Annotated in this window: 15 protein-coding genes and 2 pseudogenes; 7 read left to right on the forward strand and 10 right to left on the reverse strand. The window is 74.3% G+C overall.

The features are described from left to right. Positions 1-2: 2 nt before the first annotated feature. Together DRB96_RS32450 and DRB96_RS32455 are read right to left on the reverse strand one after the other, a co-directional pair. Positions 3-2,744, reverse strand: a pseudogene (locus DRB96_RS32450) (hypothetical protein); the annotation flags it as partial. Further along, positions 2,705-4,282, reverse strand: a complete 1,578-nt coding sequence (locus tag DRB96_RS32455; RefSeq protein ID WP_112451669.1) for an APC family permease — start codon at positions 4,280-4,282, stop codon at positions 2,705-2,707. The pseudogene DRB96_RS32450 and the gene DRB96_RS32455, both read right to left, overlap by 40 nt. Before the next feature lie 121 nt (positions 4,283-4,403). On the opposite strand from DRB96_RS32455, the gene DRB96_RS32460 reads away from it, so the two are divergent. Beyond that, positions 4,404-5,018, forward strand: coding sequence for a TetR/AcrR family transcriptional regulator C-terminal domain-containing protein (locus DRB96_RS32460; RefSeq protein WP_112451670.1), 615 nt, complete (start codon positions 4,404-4,406; stop codon positions 5,016-5,018). Between the two features lie 51 nt (positions 5,019-5,069). Here the strand turns inward: DRB96_RS32460 and DRB96_RS32465 are convergent, their stop codons facing one another. Next, positions 5,070-5,333: a hypothetical protein gene (locus tag DRB96_RS32465; protein WP_239516428.1), complete on the reverse strand. Its 264-nt coding sequence runs from the start codon at positions 5,331-5,333 to the stop codon at positions 5,070-5,072. 171 nt (positions 5,334-5,504) lie between these two features. On the opposite strand from DRB96_RS32465, the gene DRB96_RS32470 reads away from it, so the two are divergent. After that, positions 5,505-6,245 carry a protein phosphatase 2C domain-containing protein gene (locus DRB96_RS32470; RefSeq protein ID WP_112453968.1) on the forward strand — a complete coding sequence of 247 codons (741 nt, stop codon included), beginning with the start codon at positions 5,505-5,507 and terminating at the stop codon, positions 6,243-6,245. 2 nt (positions 6,246-6,247) lie between these two features. Here DRB96_RS32470 and DRB96_RS32475 read toward each other — a convergent pair whose 3' ends face one another. Next, a complete protein-coding gene (locus DRB96_RS32475; RefSeq protein WP_112451672.1) occupies positions 6,248-6,511 on the reverse strand; it encodes a DUF397 domain-containing protein in 264 nt (87 codons plus the stop codon). Continuing rightward, on the reverse strand, positions 6,508-7,365 hold the full coding sequence (locus tag DRB96_RS32480) for a helix-turn-helix transcriptional regulator (protein WP_112451673.1): 858 nt from the start codon (positions 7,363-7,365) through the stop codon (positions 6,508-6,510). The genes DRB96_RS32475 and DRB96_RS32480 overlap by 4 nt, the downstream gene beginning before the upstream one ends. Before the next feature lie 109 nt (positions 7,366-7,474). On the opposite strand from DRB96_RS32480, the gene DRB96_RS32485 reads away from it, so the two are divergent. The 4 genes from DRB96_RS32485 to DRB96_RS32500 all read left to right on the forward strand — a co-directional run bounded on the left by DRB96_RS32485 (position 7,475) and on the right by DRB96_RS32500 (position 10,793). After that, positions 7,475-7,960: an ATP-binding protein gene (locus DRB96_RS32485; RefSeq protein WP_239516427.1), complete on the forward strand. Its 486-nt coding sequence runs from the start codon at positions 7,475-7,477 to the stop codon at positions 7,958-7,960. Between the two features lie 178 nt (positions 7,961-8,138). After that, on the forward strand, positions 8,139-9,218 hold the full coding sequence (locus DRB96_RS46085) for a helix-turn-helix domain-containing protein (RefSeq protein ID WP_275432037.1): 1,080 nt from the start codon (positions 8,139-8,141) through the stop codon (positions 9,216-9,218). Between the two features lie 91 nt (positions 9,219-9,309). Further along, positions 9,310-9,834 carry a SigE family RNA polymerase sigma factor gene (locus DRB96_RS32495; RefSeq protein ID WP_112453972.1) on the forward strand — a complete coding sequence of 175 codons (525 nt, stop codon included), beginning with the start codon at positions 9,310-9,312 and terminating at the stop codon, positions 9,832-9,834. Beyond that, positions 9,831-10,793 carry a hypothetical protein gene (locus tag DRB96_RS32500; protein WP_239516425.1) on the forward strand — a complete coding sequence of 321 codons (963 nt, stop codon included), beginning with the start codon at positions 9,831-9,833 and terminating at the stop codon, positions 10,791-10,793. Before DRB96_RS32495 ends, DRB96_RS32500 begins: the two co-directional genes overlap by 4 nt. Positions 10,794-10,852: 59 nt before the next feature. On the opposite strand, the gene DRB96_RS32505 is transcribed toward DRB96_RS32500, so the two are convergent. The 5 genes and pseudogenes from DRB96_RS32505 to DRB96_RS32525 all read right to left on the reverse strand — a co-directional run bounded on the left by DRB96_RS32505 (position 10,853) and on the right by DRB96_RS32525 (position 17,117). Continuing rightward, the gene (locus DRB96_RS32505) at positions 10,853-13,840 is read right to left on the reverse strand and encodes a bifunctional [glutamine synthetase] adenylyltransferase/[glutamine synthetase]-adenylyl-L-tyrosine phosphorylase (protein WP_112451675.1); all 2,988 of its coding nucleotides are present in this window, start codon (positions 13,838-13,840) and stop codon (positions 10,853-10,855) included. Positions 13,841-14,133: 293 nt separating this feature from the next. Then, positions 14,134-14,736, reverse strand: a pseudogene (locus tag DRB96_RS32510) (ATP/GTP-binding protein); the annotation flags it as partial. Positions 14,737-14,743: 7 nt separating this feature from the next. Then, a complete protein-coding gene (locus tag DRB96_RS32515; protein ID WP_112451676.1) occupies positions 14,744-15,106 on the reverse strand; it encodes a DUF742 domain-containing protein in 363 nt (120 codons plus the stop codon). After that, on the reverse strand, positions 15,103-15,504 hold the full coding sequence (locus DRB96_RS32520) for a roadblock/LC7 domain-containing protein (RefSeq protein WP_112451677.1): 402 nt from the start codon (positions 15,502-15,504) through the stop codon (positions 15,103-15,105). The genes DRB96_RS32515 and DRB96_RS32520 overlap by 4 nt, the downstream gene beginning before the upstream one ends. Then, positions 15,501-17,117, reverse strand: coding sequence for an ATP-binding protein (locus DRB96_RS32525; RefSeq protein WP_112451678.1), 1,617 nt, complete (start codon positions 17,115-17,117; stop codon positions 15,501-15,503). Before DRB96_RS32525 ends, DRB96_RS32520 begins: the two co-directional genes overlap by 4 nt. A gap of 233 nt (positions 17,118-17,350) precedes the next feature. Here DRB96_RS32525 and DRB96_RS32530 point away from each other — a divergent pair, with 233 nt between their 5' ends. Further along, positions 17,351-20,737, forward strand: coding sequence for a hypothetical protein (locus tag DRB96_RS32530; protein WP_112451679.1), 3,387 nt, complete (start codon positions 17,351-17,353; stop codon positions 20,735-20,737). Positions 20,738-20,842: the final 105 nt, after the last annotated feature.

The raw sequence follows: 20,842 nt of genomic DNA on the forward strand, positions 1-20,842 counted from the left end.
CCTCAGGACATCTGGGTGCTGCGGCGGAACATGCGGGTCGCGGTGATCTCCCCGTGGATCGTCTCCTCGTCCGGGGACTGCTGGGGCAGGCCCGGGCGCAGGTGCTCCTCGACGCTGATGTACTTCAGCCCCGCCCGCAGGTCGGCGTCGTTGCGCAGCCGGATGACCAGGGGGAACTCGGCGAGGGCCGTGGTGTCGAACAGGCCCGTCGTGTAGAGCAGCTGGACGCCGAGCGCGTCCGAGACGGCCCGCTGGAGCTCCAGCAGGTACGTGGCGTTCGCGCGGCCGATCGGATTGTCGAGGAACAGCGTGCCCGCGTGCCGGTGCTTGTCCCGGCCCCGGTCGTTGCTGCGCAGCGCCGCCATCGTGCAGTACAGCGCGATCGCCGCGGTGAGCAGCTGGCCGCCGGAGAACACGTCGCCCATCTGGCCGACGGGGACGCGCTCGGCGCGCAGCACCGCGTCCGGCTTGAGGATCTCCACCGCGATGCCCTTGGGCTCCAGGGCCGCCTGGACCCCGTGCAGCAGTAGCGACATGCCGTCGCGGCGGCCCTCGCCGAAGGAGGCGGTGCTGTTCTTCTTCACGGCGGCCCGGGTCGCCTCGTCGATGACCTCGCCGAGGCGGTCGGTGAGGGTGGCCTGGTCGGGCTCGTCGAAGCGGATGCGCAGGAACTCCTGGCCCGACCACTCCCCCAGGCCCTCGGGCAGCTGGGAGAGCCGCTGGGCGGAGCGCAGGGTGGCCAGGGCCGATTCCACGAGTCCGCGCAGCCGGTCGACGATGCTGTCGCGGTTGCGCTCGAGCTGCGCCAGCTCGTCGGTGAGGACGCGCAGCCGGGGCGCGAAGGCGACGGCCCAGGCCGCCGCGTGCTCGGGCAGGGCGGCGGCGGGCAGTTCGCGGATCTGCTGGCGCGCGGGGGTGCGTACCTGCTCGTAGCGGTTGGCGTTGGCGTGCCGGACCAGGATGTCGCTCGCCTCGCGTACGGCGGCCTCGGCGGCGGACAGGTCGGCGGCGCAGGCCCGCAGCGCGCGGCGGGCCTCGGTGGCCGACCGGCGGCCCTCTTCCAGGGTGCCGGCGTGGGGCACCGGCTCCTGCTCGTCCTCCTGGTGGGTGTGGTCGCGCAGGAGGTCCCGGAGCAGGGCCGCGGTCTCGTCGAAGCCGCCGGCGCCCTCCTCGGCCGTGCGGTGGGCGCGCAGCAGGTCGGCGTGGGCCGCGCGGGCGGACTCCACGGCGGCGGTGTGGGCGCCGAGCCGGGCGGTGGCGGTGCGGAGCATGGCCTGGGCGGCTTCGACGTCCCCGGGGACCAGCTCCTCGGGGAGTTCGGTGTGCGCCCCGCCCTCGGCGGGGGCGTGCCGTTCGGCCTCGCCCCGCAGCCGGCCGAGCTGCTCGCTGGCGGTGGAGGCGCGGGTCTCCAGCATCTGCACGAGGGCCTCGGCGCGGGCGGCCGCGGCCTGCCGGGAGGGTCCGTCGGCGCCGTCGGTGCCTTCGAGGAGCTGGGCGGCGCGGGTGCGGACCTTGTTGGTGAGACGGTCCAGCTCGCCGAGGGCGGCGCTCTCGTCGCTCTCGGCGCGGGCCTGTTCGGCGCGCAGGTCGGCGCCGACGCCGACCTTCTCGTAGAGCTGCGAGGCGGCCCGGTAGGCCTCGCGGAGGTCGGGGAGCGGGGCCTTGCGGGCGCCCGCCTCCCCGGCGGGGACCTCGGGCAGCGGCTCGGGGGCGCCGGCGATCTCGGCGCGCTCGGCCCGCAGGGCACGGGCGGTGCGGCGGGCGTCGTCGGCGGCGCGCTGGGCGGCGCGGCGGTCCTCGTCGGCGGCGCGGGCCCGGTCGAGGCACACCTCGGCGCGGGCCTCGGACTCGGCGGCCTCCTCGGCGAGTTCGCGCAGCCTGGACTGCCAGCCGGCGCGCTCGCGCAGCCGGTGGGCGAGGCCGGCGAGGACGTCGGCGACGCGGCGGGCGCGCTGGGCGGTGTCCTGCCGCTCCTCGCGGACGCGGGCGGCGTCGGCGGCGGACTCGTCGGCGTCGGCGCGTACGGAACGGGCCTGCGCGAGCTCGGCCTCGGCCTCCTCGGCGAAGGCGCGGGCGGCATCGGCCTGCCGGGCGAGCTCGGCGAGGCGGCCGGGCGGGCAGCCGGTGCGCCAGGAGGCGAGCCGGGCGGCGAGCTCGCGGTCGCCGGAGAGCCGGGCGGCGAGCTCGCGGATCTCGGTGTCCCGGGCGGTGGCGCGGCCGCGCAGGGCCTGTCGCTCCGCGTCGGCGGCGTGCTCGTCGTGCATGGCCGGGTTCGGCGGGACGATGAAGATGCCGGACGCCGCGGAACCGGTGTCCCCGGCCGGGGGCACGGGCGCGAGCAGGGCGGCGGCGGTGCCGACGGCGACGGTGGAGCGGGGCAGCAGGGCGGCGCCGGAGAGCACCTCTCGGGCCCGGGCGTGGGTGTCCGGGTCGGTGATGACGACGCCGTCGACGAGCTCGGGGCGGGCGGCGAGGACGGCGGCGTGGTCGGCCGGGTCCACGGACTGCGCGAGGTAGCGCCAGCCGGGGGGGGCGGGGATGCCGTGCTCGCCGAGGTACTCGACGGTGGCCAGGACGTCGGGGCCGGGCGGCAGCAGGCCGCCGTCGCCGAGGGCGCCGAGGATGCGGGAGTCGTCGGCGGCGGCGGTGCGCAGCTCGAAGAGCTGGCGTTCGGCCGAGCCGACGGTGTCGGCCAGCATCCGGGTCAGTTCATCGGAGCCCCGGTCGAGGTCGGCGACGCTGAGCCCGCGGTGGCGCCCGCGGGCGGGGCCGGCAGGCCGGCGGTGGCGACCGTGGGGCCGCGGGGGTGGAAGGGGGCGGCGGTCGCGGCGGGGGCGGTCGCGGTCGCGGGCTCTTCCGCGAAGCGGGCGTACACCTCGGGGCGGCGGGTCTTCAGGCGCTGGGCGAGGACGAGGCCGGCCGCGAAGACGGCGGGGACGAGGGCGACGAGGACGGTGTTGACGGTGGTGGAGGCCATGGTGAACAGGCCCACCTTGGAGACGACCAGGCAGATCGCGACGGCCAGCAGCACGGCGGCGGTGACGGGCGCGACCAGGGTCCGCCAGGGGCCCTCGTCGTGGGGGACGCGGTGGAAGTAGACGGGCACGGCGATGGCGGCGAGCAGCATCAGGGCCATGAGCCCGATCATGCCGGGAGTGTTCACCCAGAGCAGGAGCTGCTGGTACGGGTCGGCTCCGGCGAGGGCGAAACCGAGGACGATGACGGCACCGAGGGCGGTCTGGGCGAGGCCGGCGAGGTACGGGGAGCCGTGGCGCGGGTGGATCCGGCCGAGGGCGGCGGGCAGTACGCCTTCTTCGGCGAGGGCCAGCACGTACCGGTTGATGGCGTTGTGGAAGGCGAGGAGGGAGGCGATGACGCTGGTGACGATGAAGACGTGCATCAGGTCGGCCGCCCAGGGGCCGACGTAGGTGGTGATGGCGGTGAAGAAGAGGCCGGCGGGGTCCTCGCCGGCCGCGGTGAGGACCTCCTCGGAGCCGAAGGCCTGGATGACGGTCCAGACGATGAAGGCGTAGAAGAGGCCGAGGAAGGCGACGGCGATGTAGGTGGCGCGCGGGACGGTCCGGTCGGGGTCGCGGGCCTCGCGGCGGTAGATGACGGTGGACTCGAAGCCGGTGAACGCGGCGAAGGCGAAGGCCAGGACGGCCGCGGTGCCGGGGACGAGCACGGCGCCCGGGGCGAAGGAGCCGAGGGAGAGCCCGTGGGCGCCGCCCTCGATGAGGACCCCGCCCGCGAGGAGGACGAGTATCCCGGTCTCGGCGACGAGCAGCACGCCGAGCAGCTTGGCGCCGAAGTCGATGGAGCGGAAGCCGCCGTACCAGATGAGGGCGAGGCCGGCGAGGGAGACGGGCAGCCAGGGGACGTCGACGCCGGCCAGGGAGTGGGCGGTGTCGGCGGTGGTGGTGCCGAGGAGGCCGTAGACGCCGATCTCCATGCCGTTGTAGCCCACGAGGGCGAGGAGCGCGGCGCCGATGCCGACGCGCTTGCCGAGGCCGCGGGCGATGTACGCGTAGAAGGCGCCGCCGCTGCGGACGTGGCGGCTCATGGTGGTGAAGCCGATGGCGAAGACCGCGAGGGTGAGGCCGGCGAGGAGGTAGCCGGCGGGGGCGCCGACGCCGCCGAGGAGGATCGCGACGGGGGCGACGCCGGCCATGACGGTGAGGGGGGCGGCGGCGGAGATGACGAAGAAGGAGATGTCGGCGGTACCGAGCGCGCCGCGGCGCAGCTCGGTTCCGGTTCTCGGCGGCTCGGGCGTTTCGGGCATGCGGGAGCACCCTTCTGCGAACGGCGGGCGGCGGGGACGCAAAAACCTAAAGGCTTTCGGTTTGCGGCAATGTAGCCTCCGGTTTTGGCGTACGGGAAGACCTGACGGCGGGAGAACACCGATGGCACGGCCACGCACCCCCTTGCTGGACCGGGAGCGGATCGGCGCTGCCGCCCTGCAACTGCTGGCGGAGCAGGGCGAGTTCAGCGTGCCGCAGATCGCCCGGGCGCTCGGCGTGCAGACCGGGTCGCTGTATCACCACGTGGACGGCCGGGCCGGGGTGGTGGAGCTGGTACGGGAGCGGGTGTGCGCCGGAATCGACGGCGGGGCCCTGGCCGGGGAGCCCTGGGACGGGGCGCTGGAGGCCTGGGCGCGGTCCTACCGGGCCGCCTTCGCCGCCTACCCGCGGGCCATCCCGCTGCTGATGACCACGCCGGTACGGGCCCCGGCGGTGCTCGCGCAGTACGAGCAGGCGGTGGCGCTGCTGCTGCGGGCCGGGTTCCGCGTGGAGCGGGTGATGCCGCTGCTGACGGGGCTGGAGAACCTGGTCCTGGGCTCGGCCCTGGACCTCGCGGCGCCGGAGGCCATGTGGGAGCCGACGCCGCAGACCCCGCTGCTGGCGGAGGCGCTGGCCGCGCAGGGCCCGGGCCGCGCGGAGGCCGCCTTCGAAGTCGGGCTGGCGGCGTTCCTGGCGTACGCGCGGACCCTGCGGGGCGAGGCGGAACCGACCGGCTGAAAGCAGGCCCAGGTCAGCGGCCTGAGCCTGCTTCGTTGCGCAGACCCACGCCTATGGCTCCAGGTGGCTGAATCCGACCTCGAAGCGTTCGACCGAGACGATCCGCTGGCCTTCCCGCTGTGCTGTTTCCTCGCGGATCCGGGCGGCACGCTCCTCGCTCTCCAGCATGGTCCGCTCGTCCTCCCACAGGGTCAGCGACGTGGCCTTCCCCGAGGCCCGGTCGACGAGGTAATACACGCCCCGGAAGCCGGGAACGTCCTGAACCTGCCGGACGATCGCCTCCGAATTCGTGGTCAGGTCTCCCTCCGCAGGCACCGGTGACCCCTGGTAGGTACTCAGCCTCGCGAACATCTCCCGCAGTCCTTTCCTTCAGGTCCTTCAGGCCCCAGGACCAGCGTGCTCCGGCAGGTCACGCGCCGCATGCCGAGTGGCGTGACAATGGTGGTGAGGGACGCATCGGCCGTTGCGGAGAGGCGGGACGTCATCGTGGCGTACATAGCCGTGACCGCCCTGAGTCATGTCGGGCTGGTTCGCGATCAGAACGAGGACAGCCTCGTCGTCGGACCGTGGACGCTGTGCGGGACCACGACCCGGAGCCCCCAGACGCTCCTGTTCCCCCTCGGCAGGCCGCTCGTCGTCGCGGTTGCCGACGGGCTGGGTGGGCAGCCGGCCGGCGAGGTCGCCAGCGAGCTGGTCGTCCGCCAGCTCGCCCTGCTCGGCCCTTCGCTGGACGGCGTCGAAGCCATCGAGGACGCGCTGAACCTCTGCAATCGCGCGGTGTACTCAGCCACCGACGGCCGTCCGGAGCTGACCGCCATGGGCACCACGGTCGCCGGCGCCCTCGTCACGGCGGAGTCGCTGCTGTCGTTCAACGTCGGTGACAGCAAGGTGTTCCACGCGGCTCCGGACGGGCTGCGCCAGGTCAGCGTGGACGACAGCCCGGCGCTGCTACCGGGCCACCGCACCACGTCGGTCGTCACGCAGACACTCGGTGGAAGCCGCGGGCCCCACGTCCTCACTCCCCACGTGGCGGCCCTCCCGCTGGCCATGGGCGATCGCTACCTGGTGTGCAGCGACGGGCTGACCGACCCGGTGCCCGACGAGGCCATCAACGACGTGCTGCGGGTGCACGACGACGGCAAGGCGGCGTACGAGCTGTGGAAGGCGGCCATCGAAGCCGGAGGCCCCGACAACATCACCCTCGCGCTGGTACGCATCGGCGCGTGACGTCACCGACGCCTGGTCGCGTACCCCACGAACCCGGTCCAGGCCACCGGACCGACGGCGAGGCGGGGGCCATCCGTGACCTTGGAGTCCCGGATGAGGATCGCCTCGGGCAGCATCGCCACCTCGACGCAGTCGTTGCTGTCGCTGGCGCTGTAGCTGCTCTTGAACCAGGCGACTTCGACGCAGTCGTTGCTGCTGCTGGCGCTGTAGCTGCTCTTGACCCAGGTCAGTGCGGAAGGACCGCCGGTCGAGGGCTTGATGCTCATGTATCCCCCAGCATTTTCTCGATGAAGGCCCTCGACTGCCGTGGGCTGAGAGCCTGTGACCGGATGATCCCATACCGGAGTTCGAGGATCTGGATGTCCTTGGCGTCGGTGATCAGGCGGCTCATCAACTGCGCCTCGACGTACCCGATCGTCGAACCGTCCTTGAGCTTCAGGACGTCGATCTGCCCGCCCATCCCCGCGTGATCGTCACAGTCCATCGGCATCACCTGGATCTCTACGTTGCGCAGCTGCCCGATGTCGAGCAGGTGCTCCAACTGCCTGCGGAGTACCGCCCGCCCGCCGATCGGCCGCTCCAGCGTGACTTGCTCCAGCACGAAGGTCAGGGCGGGTGACGGCTGTCGGTGGAACATCTTCTGCCGGGCCATGCGGCCGGCGACGTACCGGTCCACCACGTCCGGCGAGAAGGCCGGCCGCCGGACCTCGTACAGCGCCCGCGCGTGCTCCTCCGTCTGGAGCAGACCATGCAGGTTGTGGTTCCCGTAGGCGCCCAACTCGACCGCGTCGGACTCCAGCTTGGCCAGGGCCCGGACCTTTTTGGGGTAGCGGGCCTTTTCCACGTCGTCCTTCATCGCGGCGATTTTGCCGCCCGCGCCGAGGATCTCGTCCGCCTTGTCCAAGTACTCCGGGCGCGGGATTCGCGCGCCGCGCTCGATCTTGTAGATCAGGTTCGGCCCGTATCCCAGGCGCTTACCGAACTGCGCACGGTCGAGCCCGGCGGCCTCCCGCCACATTTGCAACTGGCGGCCCACGGTGGCGATAACGGCCCCCGCTTCATCCTCCGGGTCGAGTTCCCAACTCGATTCACTCGACTCGTCGACACCGTCTGCATTCATCTCCACCCCCGAGGGACAGGCGGGACAGGGCGGGACAGCCCTGGACAACCGCCGTACAGGGCGGCCTCATTCCTGTTCAGGTTACGCACGGCTCGCCACGCTGAGTCACGTGAATCAGGAAATCGCCTTCGTCGCCACGCTCCCCGCCACCCCGCACGGCGCCCGCGCCGCCCGGCAACTCACCGCCGCACAACTGGCGGACTGGGGGCTTCCGTTCCATGACGCGGCCCAAGTCGTCGCCGAGCTCGCGAGCAACGCCGTCACGCACGGCCGGGTCCCCGGACGGGGGTTCCGGCTCCGGATCTCCACTTCGGGCGGCACGCTCCGTATCGAGGTGAGCGAAACCCGCGCCGAGTGCGCGCCGCCGTCCACCGCCGAATTCCCGTCCCTTGACGCCGAGTCCGGCCGAGGCATGGCACTCGTCGCGGCGCTGGCGGACCGCTGGGGGGTGTCCGTCGGGCCCGTTCCACTGAAAACGGTCTGGGCGGAAATCGGCACACCGCATCTCGGTTCACCGGATCTGGGTATCCACGACCCGGTGGACGACGTAGCGGTGGCGCACGACGTAAACCGCTTTAAAGACCCGGGGAAATAACCCAACCCAACCAAACCCGGGCCGCGCTCACTCGGTCGGGTGAATGAGCCCAACCCGGCTGGCGCATATGCCAATTCAGGGTGCAGGCTCAGCCTCGACAACCCCAGACATGCGAACGGCCCCCGACGGGACTGGCATCCCGGCCGAGGGCCTCACCGCTCAGGAAGTGGAGCTTCCCGTGGCTGAACAGCAGCTTAGCGCGCCGCTGCGCGCTCCGTACGGCAATCCGAGGCCCGGCGTCATGCACGAGCAAGACCCCCAGGCCGAGCGCTACGTCAAGATCTGCAACCGGCTCGCCCAGCACCGCGAGCTGAGTTTGACCGCGATCGGCCTGTCCACCCACATCCAGTCCCTGCCCACCGGCGCCCTGGTCTCCATCAAGGCCCTGTCGGCGCGCTTCTCCGAGGGCGAGACCCGCATCGCGGCGGCCCTGCGCGAGCTGGAAGCGCACGGCTACCTGGCCCGGATCCGGGAGCGGCTCCCGTCGGGGCAGGTCATCACCCGAACGGTGTCGTACAACGTCCCGCTCGCCCTGCGGGCGGCCCCGCCGGAGCGAGTCCCGGCCGTGGCACCGGTGTTGGCGCCCGTTCCGGTGCTGCTGCCGGTACGGGTACCGGCTGAGGACTCAAGCCCGGACGCCGACCCGGATTCCGACCCCGACCCGGATTCCGACCCGGACCCCGGACCCGGCGCCGGTCTGGATCCCGGCTCCCAACCGGCCCCCGGGCCCGGCCAGGGCCCCCGACCCGGCTCCGGCTCCCACCCCGGCCCCGCACCGGCGGCGCCGGTGGCCCGCCGGGCCGAGGCCACGTCCCGGCACGAGACCGTGTCCCGGACCGCGTTCGCGTCCCTGTCCGCACCCGCACCCGCAGGGCCCCTCCCCGAGGAACACCGGGAGGCCGCCGAGCTGCTCGCCCGCCTGCGGCTGCGCGACCCGAGGCTGATGCTCTCGGAGCGCGACGTGGCGCGGCTCGCGCCCAGCCTGACCGGCTGGCTGAAGCTCGGCCTGAGCCCCGCCGCCACCAGCGCCACCCTCGCGGGCTGCCTTCCGGACGGGCCGATCCGGTCGCCCGGGGCCCTGCTGGCGTACCGGCTCCGGGAGTTGCGGCCGCCCCGCCTCTCGGAGCGCCCTGTCGGTGTCCGGCCCCCGAAGGACCGGGAGATCCTGCCGTTCCAGACCTGCGACGACTGCGATCGCGCCTTCCGCGCCGCCTCCCCCGGCCACTGCGCCCCCTGCACGGCGGCCAAGGCCGCCTGACTCCCCCGGTCGGCGACCCGCGAGGATTCGATTGCGCTTCCGGGCAACCGAATCCGGGCGGGTGGTGGTCAAGGGGGCGAAGGAGGTGCCGATGCAAGCCGAGGAAGAAGCTCAGTTCCAGTCGTTCGTCGCCGCACGCTGGACCCATCTGGTGCGAACCGCGTACCTGTTGACCGGTGATCCGCACGACGCGGAGGACGTGACCCAGGCCGCGCTCGCGAAGGCGTACCGGTCGTGGCGGCGCGTGGCGCGCATGGACAGTCCGGAGGCGTACGTCCGCCGGATGCTGGTGACCTGCAACAGCGACCGGTTCCGCAAGCGCCGGGTCGCCGAGCGCCTGACGGACCGCGTGCCGGACACGTCGGTGCACGACCACCGCGTGGCGTGGGCCGACGAACGCAACGTGCTGATGGAGGCGCTGGCCGAACTGCCGACCCGGCAGCGGGCGGTGGTGGTCATGCGGTACTGGGAGGACCTCTCCGAGGCCGAGACCGCCGACGTCCTGGGGTGCTCCCAGGGCACCGTCAAGAGCCAGGCCTCCAAGGCGCTGGCGAAACTGCGCGCCTGGCCCGGACTGAGCCGGATCGCGACGAGGAACGAGGGGGCGGCCGCGTGAACGGGCAGGGCAACGGACAGGGCAACGGACAGCGCAACGAGCCGGGTTACCGGCACGACGACTTGTTCGAGCTCGACCTGCGGGATTGGATGGCCCAGGGCGCGGACGCCGTACGTCCCGCCGCCGCGCCGTATCCGGAGATCGTCCGGCAGGGCCGCGCGGAGCGGCGGCGCAGGCTGGCGGTGGCGGGGGCCGCCCTGGTCGCGCTGGCCGTCGTACCGGCCACGACCCTCGCCTTCACCGGCAACAGCGGCGGCGGGCCCGCGGACCGGGTGTCCGTGGCCGGCGGCGGCCCGGGACCGAGCGTGACGGCGCCGGCCCCGCTGGCGCCCGCCGGGCCGGGCGCTCCCGCGACTCCCGGGCAGCTCGCCGACGGGATCACCCTCCAGGACGCGGCCGCCGGGCTGGAGCAGTGCCTCGCCTACGACCGGGAGCACTCCAGCTCGTCGGGTTTCCAGCGGACGGACCTGGGCAAGGCCACCGACTATCGGATCCTGCTCGCGCACCGCAGCACCGGCAACGACAACTCCCCGGGGGACGGCCACTTCGTAGTCGCAGTCAGGGACAATCCCCCGCAGACCCGGCTGATCTGCACCATCAAGGACGGCCGGGTGAGCGGCATCAACACCTCCCGCAGGGACGCGGACCCCGAGCGCGGAGCGGTCGTCCCCGACATGAACGGGGGCAAGCTCCACCTGCAGCGGCTGCGCTCCGAGGGTCCGTGGAAGCTGCCCTACCGCTGGGGCAGCATCGGCACCGTCGACTCCAGCGTCGCCCGAGTCACCGTCAGCTACGGCAGCGTCAGCGTCGAAGCCGCCCTCGACCACGGCTGGTTCGCCGCCACCAGCATGCTGGACCGCGCCGTCACCGAGGCCCCGCGCATCCAGGGCTACGACGCCCAGGGCAAGCGGATCTACGACTCCAACCAGGACCAGGCCTACGACAAGCCCATCCCTTAACGGGGAGCCGGGCGGAGCCCGTAGGACCTCGCCGCCGTACAGGGGTCGGCGGCGAGGTCCTACGCGCCGTAGAAGAGTTCGTCCACCACCGCCCGCGCGCGGCGCGTGATGCGGCGGTAGTCGTCGAGCATCTCGCCGACCCGGCCCTCCGCATAGCCGAGGTAGCGGCCGACCGCCGCCTGTTCGCGGACGTCGGAGGGGAAGCTGTCCCCGGCCCGGCCGCGGACCAGCATCACGGCGTTGCGGACGCGGGTGGCCAGCACCCAGGCCTCGTCGAGGATCTGCGCCTCTTCGGTGGGGATCAGGCCGGCCGCGTGGGCGGCTGCCAGGGCCCGGCGGGTCCGGGTGGTGCGCAGGCCGGGCTCGGCCCAGGCGTGGCGCATCTGGATCAGCTGGACGGTCCACTCGACGTCGCTGAGGCCGCCGCGCCCCAGTTTGGCGTGCAGGGTCGGGTCGGCGCCCCTGGGCAGGCGCTCGGATTCCATCCGGGCCTTCAGCCGCCGGATCTCGCGGACGGCGTCCTCGCCGAGACCCTCCATCGGGTAGCGCAGCGGATCGATGAGCTCGATGAAGCGGGCACCGAGCTCGGCGTCGCCCGCGATCGGCTCGGCGCGCAGCAGGGCCTGGGACTCCCAGGTCAGGGACCAGCGGCGGTAGTAGGCGGCGTAGGAGGGGATGGTGCGCACCAGCGGGCCGGAGCGGCCTTCGGGGCGCAGGTCGGCGTCGATGAGCAGCGGCGGGTCCGCGGTGGGCAGCTGGAGCAGTCTGCGCATCTCGGAGACGACGTGCTGGGCGGCTTTCGCGGCCTCCTGTTCGTCGACGCCCTCGCGGGGTTCGTGGACGAACAGGACGTCGGCGTCGGAGCCGTAGCCGAGCTCGTGTCCGCCGAAGCGTCCGACTCCGATGATCGCGAAGCGGGTGGGCAGGGTGTCGCCCCAGTGGCCCCGGACGGCGGCGCGCAGGGCTCCGGCGACGGTGACGGCGGTGAGGTCGGAGACGGCGTCGCCGACCCGGTCGACCAGGGCTCCGTGGTCCTCCTCGGCCGGGCTGTCCTCCGTACCGTAGGAGCCGATGATGTCGGCGGCGGTGGTGCGGAAGAGTTCGCGGCGGCGCACTCCGCGGGCGGCGGCCACGCCGGCCTCCGGGTTCTCGGCGCGGCCGACGGCGGCGAGCACCTCCTGTTCGAGGGCCTCGCGGGTACGGGGGACCAGGCCTTCGGCGTCGCCGAGCAGGGCCACGGCTTCGGGGGCGCGCATGAGCAGGTCGGGGGCGAGGCGGCCGGCGGACAGGACGCGGGCGAGGTTCTCGGCGGCGGCGCCCTCGTCGCGCAGCAGGCGCAGGTACCAGGGGGTGCGGCCCAGCGCGTCGGAGACCTTGCGGAAGTTGAGCAGGCCGGCGTCCGGGTCCGCGGAGTCGGCGAACCAGCCGAGGAGCACGGGCAGCAGGGTGCGCTGGATGGCGGCCTTGCGGGTGACGCCGGAGGCGAGGGCTTCGAGGTGGCGCAGGGCGGCGGCCGGGTCGGCGTACCCGAGGGCTTCGAGGCGCTGGCCGGCGGCGCGCGGGGAGAGCCGGGTCTCGCCGGGGGCGAGTTGGGCGACGGCGTCGAGGAGCGGGCGGTAGAAGAGCTTCTCGTGCAGGCGGCGGACGACGGAGGCGTGGCGGCGCCAGGCCTTGTTGAGCTCGGCGACGGGTTCGGTGCGCAGGCCCATGGAGCGGCCCAGGCGCCGCAGGTCGTTCTCGTCTTCGGGGACGAGGTGGGTGCGGCGCAGCCGGTAGAGCTGGATGCGGTGTTCCATGGCGCGCAGGAAGCGGTACGCGTCGTTGAGCTGGGCGGCGTCGGCGCGTCCGACGTAGCCGCCGGCGGCTAGTGCGTGGAGCGCTTCGAGGGTGCTGGAGGAGTGCAGGGTGGCGTCGGAGCGGCCGTGGACGAGCTGGAGGAGCTGGACGGCGAACTCGACGTCGCGCAGGCCGCCGGGGCCGAGTTTGAGTTCGCGGTCGACCTGGGCGGCGGGGATGTTGTCGACGACGCGGCGGCGCATCTTCTGGACGTCGGCGACGAAGTTCTCGCGCTCGGCGGCCTGCCAGACGAGGGGGGTTATGGCCTCGACGTACTCGGCGCCGAGCGTTTCGTCGCCGGCGACGGCGCGGGCCTTGAGTAGGGCCTGGAACTCCCAGGTCTTGGCCCAGCGCTGGTAGTAGGCGAGGTGGGAGGCGAGGGTGCGGACGAGCGGACCGTTTCTGCCCTCGGGGCGGAGGTTGGCGTCGACGGGCCAGATGGTGCCTTCGACGGTGGTGTCGGAGCAGATCCGCATGAGGTGGGAGGCGAGGCGGGTGGCGGCCTGGACCGCCTTGCCCTCGTCGGCGCCGGGGGCGGCGTCCCCGACGAAGATGACGTCGACGTCGGACACGTAGTTCAGTTCGTGGCCGCCGCACTTGCCCATGGCGATGACGGCGAGCCGGCAGGCGGCCGCGTCGGCGGGGGCGGCGGCGCTCGCGATGCGCAGGGCGGCGCGCAGGGTGGCGGTGGCGAGGTCGGCGAGTTCGGCGGCGGTCTGGGCCACGTCGGTGGTGCCGCAGACGTCGCGGGCGGCGATGGAGAGCAGGCAGCGGCGGTAGGCGACGCGCAGGTCGACGGGGTTGTGGGCGCCGGCCAGTCCGTTCTCGAACTCGGGGAGTCCCGGGTGCAGGTCGGCGGCCTCGTAGGTGACGAGGGCCCGCCAGTCCTGGTGGTGGCGGGCGAGGTGGTCGCCGAGTGCTTCGGAGGCGCCGAGCACGCCGAGGAGGCGGTCGCGCAGGGGCTTGGCGCTGACGAGGGTGTCGAGCAGTACGGGCAGTTCGTCGGCCGTCTGCGCCTCGGCGAGCCGGACCAGCCCGAGGAGGGCGAGGTCGGGGTCGGCGGTGGCTCCGAGGGCGTCGAGGAGCACGGGATCGGTGCGTACGGCGGCCAGCGCGTCGGTGTCGAGGAGCCGGGCCGCGGCGGAGGGGTCGGTGAAGCCGCTGCGCAGCAGCCGGCTGAAGGTACTGCTCCTGCGTCCCGGGACTGTCATCCCGCCGCCTCCCGCGTACGTCGCCTTGCCCGTGCCTCTGCCCTGGCCTGGTGGTTCGCGTGGGCCCCGCTCCCGGCGTGGTCCGCGCGTCCGCCCGGGGAGAGCCTAAGCGGTCGCGGGGAAGCGGGGCACGCCTCCGCGCCGCGGGGCACACCGGTCTCGGCGGACGGCGCGGACGCGCGCCCGGCTCCCTGGCGGCCGGTGGGGCCGTACGGCACGGGGCCTGGCCCTGTTACACGTCTGACGCCGCCGACGGACGACCCCGCTTGCTCCGGGGTCTGGGACAGGGCGGCCGTCTGGAGGTGCTGGACGAGGGAGATCAGGACGTGCTTGCTCGACTCGCGGGAGCGCGCGTCGCAGAACACCAGCGGGACGGCGGCCGGGAGGTCGAGGGCGGCGCGGATCTGCTCCGGGGTGTGCTCGGGTCCGCCGAAGTCGTTGCAGGCCACGACGAAGGGCGTGCCGTGGTGTTCGAGCCGGTCGATGGCGTACCAGGAGTCGGCGAGGCGCCGGGTGTCGACGAGGACGACGGCGCCGAGGGTGCCGGAGAAGAGCCGGTCCCACAGGAACCAGAACCGCTCCTGGCCGGGGGCGCCGAACAGGTAGAGCACGTTGTGGGCGTCGAGGGTGATGCGGCCGAAGTCGAAGGCCACGGTGGTGGCGTTCTTCCCGGCGACCCCGGCGATCCCGTCGACGTCGTCGACCGCCTCGCCGGCCTTGGTCATCGTCTCTTCGGTGTTCAGCGGGCGGATCTCGCTGACCGAGCGGACCATCGTGGTCTTGCCGACGCCGAAACCGCCCACGATGACGATCTTCAGTCCGTTGTCGGCGGTGCTGCGCAGCGCGGCGCGCGGCCGGAGCGGTTCGGACGTGTGGGTCGGCGCCGCGTCGGGGATCGTCGCGTCAGAGATTGCGGAGTCCAACGAGCACCTGCTCCAGGATGTCGGGGTCGGGAAGGCTGTAAGCCGAGCTCGCGGTACGCGGGTGGCGGGCGCTGATCCGGCCGGTGCCGAGCAGGTCGGCCAGCAGGATCCGCACGATCGACACCGGCAGCCCGAGCTCGGCGGCGATCTCCACGACCGCCGCCGGGAAGCGGCACATCCGCAGGATCGCCGCGTGCTCGGACTGCATGCCGGGCACCGGATCGCATTCGGCGACGACGAGCGTGACCAGGTCGAAGACGTCGGATCCGGATCGGCTGCGGCCACCGGTGAGGGTGTAGAGCCGGTCCGGGGAATCGTCCCGGCCCGGCCTGGCCCGGCTCATCCCCGGGGCCTGGCGATGAGGTGTTCGCCGAGCTGCTCGACCAGTTCGGACATGTTGTGGCCGACGAGGCCGGCGTCGGCGTCCTCGTTGGCGACGAGCGCGAGGTGCGCTCCCTCGCCCGCTTCGACGATGAACAGGATGCCGCCGTAGAACTCGGCCATGGCCGAGCGGACGCCGCCGGTGCCGTCGCCGAACTCGATGGACGCCCCGTGGGACAGGCTCTGGATGCCGGCGGCGATCGCGGCGAGCTGGTCGGCCTGGTCGACGGAGAGCTCGGGCGTGCGGCACAGCTTGAGGCCGTCGCGGGAGAGCACGAGGGCGTGGCGGGCCCCCGGTGTGCGCTCGAGGAGGCCTTCCAGGAGCCAGTTGAGCGTCTCGTCGGTGGTGAAGCCGGTCATGATCGCGTGTTGCCTTCCGGGTCTGGGGTGTGCGCGGGCTGCTGCTCGTCCTCGGCCCCGCCGGCGGGGCCGGGGGCCCCGGCGCCGCGGACGGCCTGGCGGAAGCTGCCGAAGCGCGCGGCGGATCGGGAGGCCCCGGCGGGCGCGGCCGCGGTACGGGCCTGCGCGCCGGCGGCGTCCGGTCCCTCGGGGTGGGCGGCGGCCGGGGTCCGGCCGCGGCGGCGCTGGGGCAGGGCTCCGTCGCCGGACTCGGGGTGCTCGCCGGTGGCCGCGTCCTCGGGTCCGGCGCCGTCCGTGTCCGGCGTACGGTCCTTCGCGCGGGCGGCGCCCGCCAGCCCGGCGGCGGTGTTGTGGACGGCCTCGGGCTCGGTGTGCGCACGGGGCGCGGCGGGAGCCTCGATCGCCCGGTGCCCGGACGGCTGCGCCGGGATCGCGAGCGGCGGCGCCGGGACTTCGGCGGCCGCGCGGCTGATCAGCTCCTGCGGGAGCATCATCAGCGCGCCCGTGCCGCCGCGCGCGGAGGGCCGGAAGGAGACGGTCAGCCCGTGCTTGCGGGCGAGCCGGCCGACGACCGCGAGTCCGAGCCGGGTCCCGGACAGTCCGGCGAGGTCCAAGGACTCGGCGCTCACGGCCTGTTCGGCGCGGCGCAGCTGGACCTCGCTCATGACGAGGCCGCTGTCCTCGACGGTGATGATGATCCCGGACGGCACCTCCTCCACGTAGACGTGGACTTCGGCGGTCGGCGGGGAGAAGTTCGCGGCGTTGTCGAGGAGTTCCGCCAGCGCGTGCATGACGCCCTCGGCGGCGTGTCCGGCGACGGCGGCGTCGCTGGTGGAGTGCAGCCGGACCCGCTGGTAGCCGCCGATGCGGCCCATGGCCCCGCGCAGGATCGACTCCATGACGATCGGTTTGGCCCAGCGGCGGCCCGAACGGGCCCCGGTCAGCACGGCGATGGAGTCCGCGAGGCGGCCGGCCTGGGCGGTGCGGTGGTCGAGGTGGAGCAGGTCGGTCAGGACGTCCTCGTCGGCGTGCCGGTGCTCCATCTCGCGGAGGTCGGCGAGCATGCCGGTGGCCAGGGCCTGCATCCGGCCGGCGGCGTTCGCCGCGGCGGCCATGGCGGCGGCCCGGCCCGACTCGGCGCGGCGCAGTGCGATGCCGAGCCGTTCGCGGGAGGCGTTCTGGGCCGCGGCGAGGCTGTCGAGTTCGGCCGCGTGCGCGATCGAGAGGCCGTCGGCTTCGGCGGTGTGCGCGCCGACGAGCCGCTCCAGCACGGCCGCGTGGTCGGCGGCCAGCCGGGCGCGTTCGGCCGTGCGCGCGGCCGCGTCACGGGCCGCGTCGGCGAGCAGCCGGGCGATGTGTCCGTCACGGGCGGCGAGTTCGGCGCCGAGGCCGGTGATGCGGCCGCGCTGGATCCGCGCGGTGCGCGTGGACCAGGTCACGGCGAAGGCCGCGACCGAGAGGAGCAGGACGCCCGCGCCGGAGAACCAGGCGAGGGGAGCGCCGATGGACGACGGGGCCGCGGCCACCGCCGCCGTGGTGAGCGCGCCGCCGGCAGCTGCTGTGATCAGCAGGGCCAGCGCGGAGGGGCGAAGGGGGGAGGGCGACGCCGTCATCAATCAAAGCCTCATACCGGGCGTAAATGGAGGAGAAGGTTCCTGGCAACGAGGCATCACTATAGGAGAGTTGTTGATCCTTTTGGACAGCTCCTGACAAGTTTTCACATGGTGGATGGCCGCTAAGGGTCATTCTGTAGCGATTTGAGTGCACGGAAGTTCGAGCGCGCCCCGGTCCCCACCGGGTCCGAAACCTGTTGTGACCCGCCCGCTCCGCCCACCACACTGACCCGATGTCACGCACCACCGAACAACTGCTCACCGCTCTCGAACCGCTTCCGCACCGGGCCCGGCTCCGCCTCGCCGCCACCACCGCCCGCGATCTCGCGGCCGCAGGCGAGCTCGACCCCGTACTGGAGGAGCTGAACGGACGGGGCCGCTACGAGCGGCGGCTGGCGGCGCTCGCCGCCTTCGCCGGCCGGCGGACGCAGTACCTGTGCGCGCGGCTCACCGACCCCGACCCGGTGGTCCGCGGCTACGCCCTGCGGGCCGCCCGGACCCCGCTCGTGCCCGACGAGGCGATCATCGCGGCCTACGAGGACGCCTCCGCCGAGGTCCGCGGGCAGCTGTCCCGGACCGTCCGGCGCGGCGGACGCAGGGCGCTCGCCGAAGCCCTCCTCCCCCGGCTGCGGGCCCGGTGGGGCGACCACGAGGCCGCGGCCCTGCTGCCCGCCTGCGGGCCCGAGACCGTGGCCCGGCTGCTGCCCGGGCTCGCGGACGCCGTCGGCGACTGGACCCGGCTGGCCCGGCGCCATCCCGGGCCGGTGCTCGACAACGCCGAAGCCGAGCTCGCCGGGCTCCCCGACGGGCTGCGGGACTCCTGGTGGGCGCGCCGCTCCTCCGGGCCGGCCGCCGCCGCGCCCGCCGAACCGCTGCGCGTGCTCGGCCTGCTGGAGCGGTACGGGCCCACCACCCCGCAGCGCGAGGTGCGCGACCGGCTCGGCCTGCCCGCCCGCGCCGACGCCGAACGCCTCGTACGGGGGCTCGCCGATCCGGCGCGCCGGCAGCCGCGGTACGAACCCGCTCCGGCGCCCTCCCTCCTGCGCAGGCTCGTACGGGCCGACCCGCCCTCGCTGCCCGTGCTCGGGCGGCGCTGGCTGCGCAGTCCCGAGCACCTGGCCGCGCTGTTCGAGGCACTGCCGCCGGCGCGCCGCGAAGCCTTCCACGACGCGGTGACGCAGGACCTCACACCCGCCACGTGGAACCTGGCCGCCCCGCTGCTTCCGCTCCTCCCGCCTCCGCGGCGGTACACCGAAGCACGGCCCGCCGTGGCCCGCGAACGGACCACCGGCCGGCCCCTGCCCGGCGCGCTGCCCCCCTCGCTGGCCCACCTCCCGGTGGCCGAGGTCCGCGCCGAGATCCTGGCCGCCTGCGGCGGCTCCGACGCCGACCGGCGCGCGGACGCCTGGGTGCTGCTCGTCGCCAACGCGGCCGACTCCGGCGACCCCGAAGCGGTGGCCGAGGTGCTCGCCCTGATCGCGGGCCGGCTGCGCAACGACCGCGATCCCGTGCGGTCCGCCGTGCTCGAAGGCCTGGTGCGACTGCCCGTCGGCCTGCTGCGCTCCCCTTCGACCCCTGGCCACCTGGCCGCGATCGCCCTGGACGCCCTCCAGGCCCGGGACTCCTCCTACGCCACCCGCAACGCCGTGCGCGGCCTGCTGCTCGCCGTGCTCGACGACCCCGCCGCGGGCGCCGATCTCGTCGACTGGGCCCTGCGCGCCCTGTGCCTCCTCGTCGACCGCACCGGCGGGGCCATGCTCGGCGGGCGGGACTGGCCGGCGCGGCAGGACCGGCGGGACCGGGTGTTCTCGGTGCTGCGCCCGTGGGCCGAAACCGCCGCGGGGAAGGGCGACTTCGTCCCCCTTCTCAAGCTGGCCCACTTCGTCGACAACGACCGCGCCCTGGTGCCCGGACTCGAGCCGATGATCACCGACGCGCTGGAGCGGTGCGAGGACGAATCGGCCCCCCACCTCGCGAACGTCTGGCTGGACGACCCCGCCACGCGCGAGGAGCGGGCGGTCGCCCTGCTGGCCCGGGAGCCCTCGGCGGCCGCGCTGAAGTCCGTACGCGAGGTCCTGTCGGCGCGCCGCAGCGACCTGCTGGACGTGCTGCTCACCGGGCAGCCGCCGTCCGGGCGGTTCCTGCGCGAGGACTCCGCCCGGCCGCTGCCGGTCCTCACCCACGCCTCCCGCTGGCTGCCGCGCCAGCAGGAAGCGGCGGCCCGCCTCACGGCGGCGGCCGTCCGGGACGAGTCCGCGACGCTGTACGAGCGGACGTCGGCGATCCGCGAAGCCGCTCAGATCCCCGACCACGGGCTTGCACTCATACGGGAGTTCACGAGCTCCGAGAACACCGTGCTGGCCGAGGCCGCGCTCGCGGCGGCCGCCCGGACCGTGGAGCCCGCCGCCGTCCTGGACGAGCTGCTCGCGCACTCCGGCGGCGACCGGGCCCGGGTCGCGGTGTACGCAGCCGGCCGGGCGGCGGCCGCCACCGCGCCCTCGGCGCTCGCACATCGGATCACGGAACTGCTCGACCCCGGCCGGGAAGTCAAGGTCACCAGCCGCAAGGAGGCCGCCCGGCTCGCCGCCCGGCTGCTGCCGCCGGCGCTCGCCGTCGCGCTGATGGGCCGGATCGGGCGCGACCCCGCGAGCCATCCCGACCTCAAGGCCGTCGCCATGCGGCTCGCCCTCGGGCTGCTGCCCGCCGAGGCCGCCTGGGAGCTCCTGGAGGCCGCCGCCGCAGGATCCCCGGACAGCCGGGCCGCCCTCCTCGACACCGCTCCGCTCACCGTGCGCGCGGAGCACCGCCCGCGCTTCGCCCGGCTGGTGGCGGCGGCGACGGGAGTGCGCGACGGGGCCGCGGCGGGGATCGCCCCGCACCACCACCTGAGCCTGCCGAAGTGGGCGGCGTACGACCCCGAACCCGCGGAGACCCTGCGGCTGGCGGTCTGCGACCTCACGCCGCGCGGCGCTGCGCACCACGCCGTGTCGGCCCTCGCGCAGATCGCGGCCTCCACGCTGCCCCACCCCGTGGGCGGCGCCGAGCCCGGCAGCCCGTTCCACCGGGCCGTGGCCGAGCTGCTGGACATCGTGCGGGCCGGCGAGGAGCCGGACGCGGAGCCGGACCTCGACCGGCCGGCCCTGCGCAGGCTGCGACAGCTGGCGGCCCAGCCGCTGGGCGACCGGCCGGCCGCGCGCGAGGCGGTGCTGCGCCAACTGGCCGGCGAACCCCTGCTGGCCGAGGCCCGGGTGAACCTGCTGCTGCGCGCGGTCGACCTGCGGGCGGATCCCGCGGACCCGGCCCGGCAGCGGGCGGCGCTGCACGAGCTGGTCGCCGCCCTGCGCGGCCGGCCGGGGCTGGCCCGTGCGACGGCCTCCCGCCTCACGACCCGGTACGGCCACGGCGACCTGCTGCCGGATCCCGCGTCGGTCCTGGAAACCACGCGCGGCCTCGCGGCCGACGGCACGGCGGAGGCCGGGCTGTTCGCCGCCGCCCTCACCGCCGCCGTCGGCCGCCTGCACGGCTGGCCGGCGCCGTGGCGGGAGCTGCTGCGGGAACTGCGCCGGCACCCGGAGGCGGAGGTCCGGGACGCGGCGTTCTCGGCGACCACGCAGGCCTGAGACCGGGCCGGGCCCCGGTCCACGCCCCGGCGGACACGGACCGATCATCACATTGCGGTCCATGACATCCTGTGACGTCACAACTCGCCGGACGGGATCGGCGGA

The sequence above is a fragment of the Streptomyces sp. ICC1 genome (assembly GCF_003287935.1).
Taxonomy (GTDB): Bacteria; Actinomycetota; Actinomycetes; order Streptomycetales; family Streptomycetaceae; genus Streptomyces; species Streptomyces tritrimontium.

Bases quoted from the DNA above. Each gene is read 5' to 3' on its own strand.
- DRB96_RS32475 (WP_112451672.1), bottom strand. From the start codon at position 6,511: ATGAGCATCAAGCCCTCGACCGGCGGTCCTTCCGCACTGACCTGGGTC.
- DRB96_RS32460 (WP_112451670.1), top strand. From the start codon at position 4,404: ATGGCACGGCCACGCACCCCCTTGCTGGACCGGGAGCGGATCGGCGCT.
- DRB96_RS32515 (WP_112451676.1), bottom strand. From the start codon at position 15,106: ATGAGCCGGGCCAGGCCGGGCCGGGACGATTCCCCGGACCGGCTCTAC.
- DRB96_RS32530 (WP_112451679.1), top strand. From the start codon at position 17,351: ATGTCACGCACCACCGAACAACTGCTCACCGCTCTCGAACCGCTTCCG.
- DRB96_RS32495 (WP_112453972.1), top strand. From the start codon at position 9,310: ATGCAAGCCGAGGAAGAAGCTCAGTTCCAGTCGTTCGTCGCCGCACGC.
- DRB96_RS32505 (WP_112451675.1), bottom strand. From the start codon at position 13,840: ATGACAGTCCCGGGACGCAGGAGCAGTACCTTCAGCCGGCTGCTGCGC.
- DRB96_RS32480 (WP_112451673.1), bottom strand. From the start codon at position 7,365: ATGAATGCAGACGGTGTCGACGAGTCGAGTGAATCGAGTTGGGAACTC.
- DRB96_RS32525 (WP_112451678.1), bottom strand. From the start codon at position 17,117: ATGACGGCGTCGCCCTCCCCCCTTCGCCCCTCCGCGCTGGCCCTGCTG.
- DRB96_RS32520 (WP_112451677.1), bottom strand. From the start codon at position 15,504: ATGACCGGCTTCACCACCGACGAGACGCTCAACTGGCTCCTGGAAGGC.
- DRB96_RS32455 (WP_112451669.1), bottom strand. From the start codon at position 4,282: ATGCCCGAAACGCCCGAGCCGCCGAGAACCGGAACCGAGCTGCGCCGC.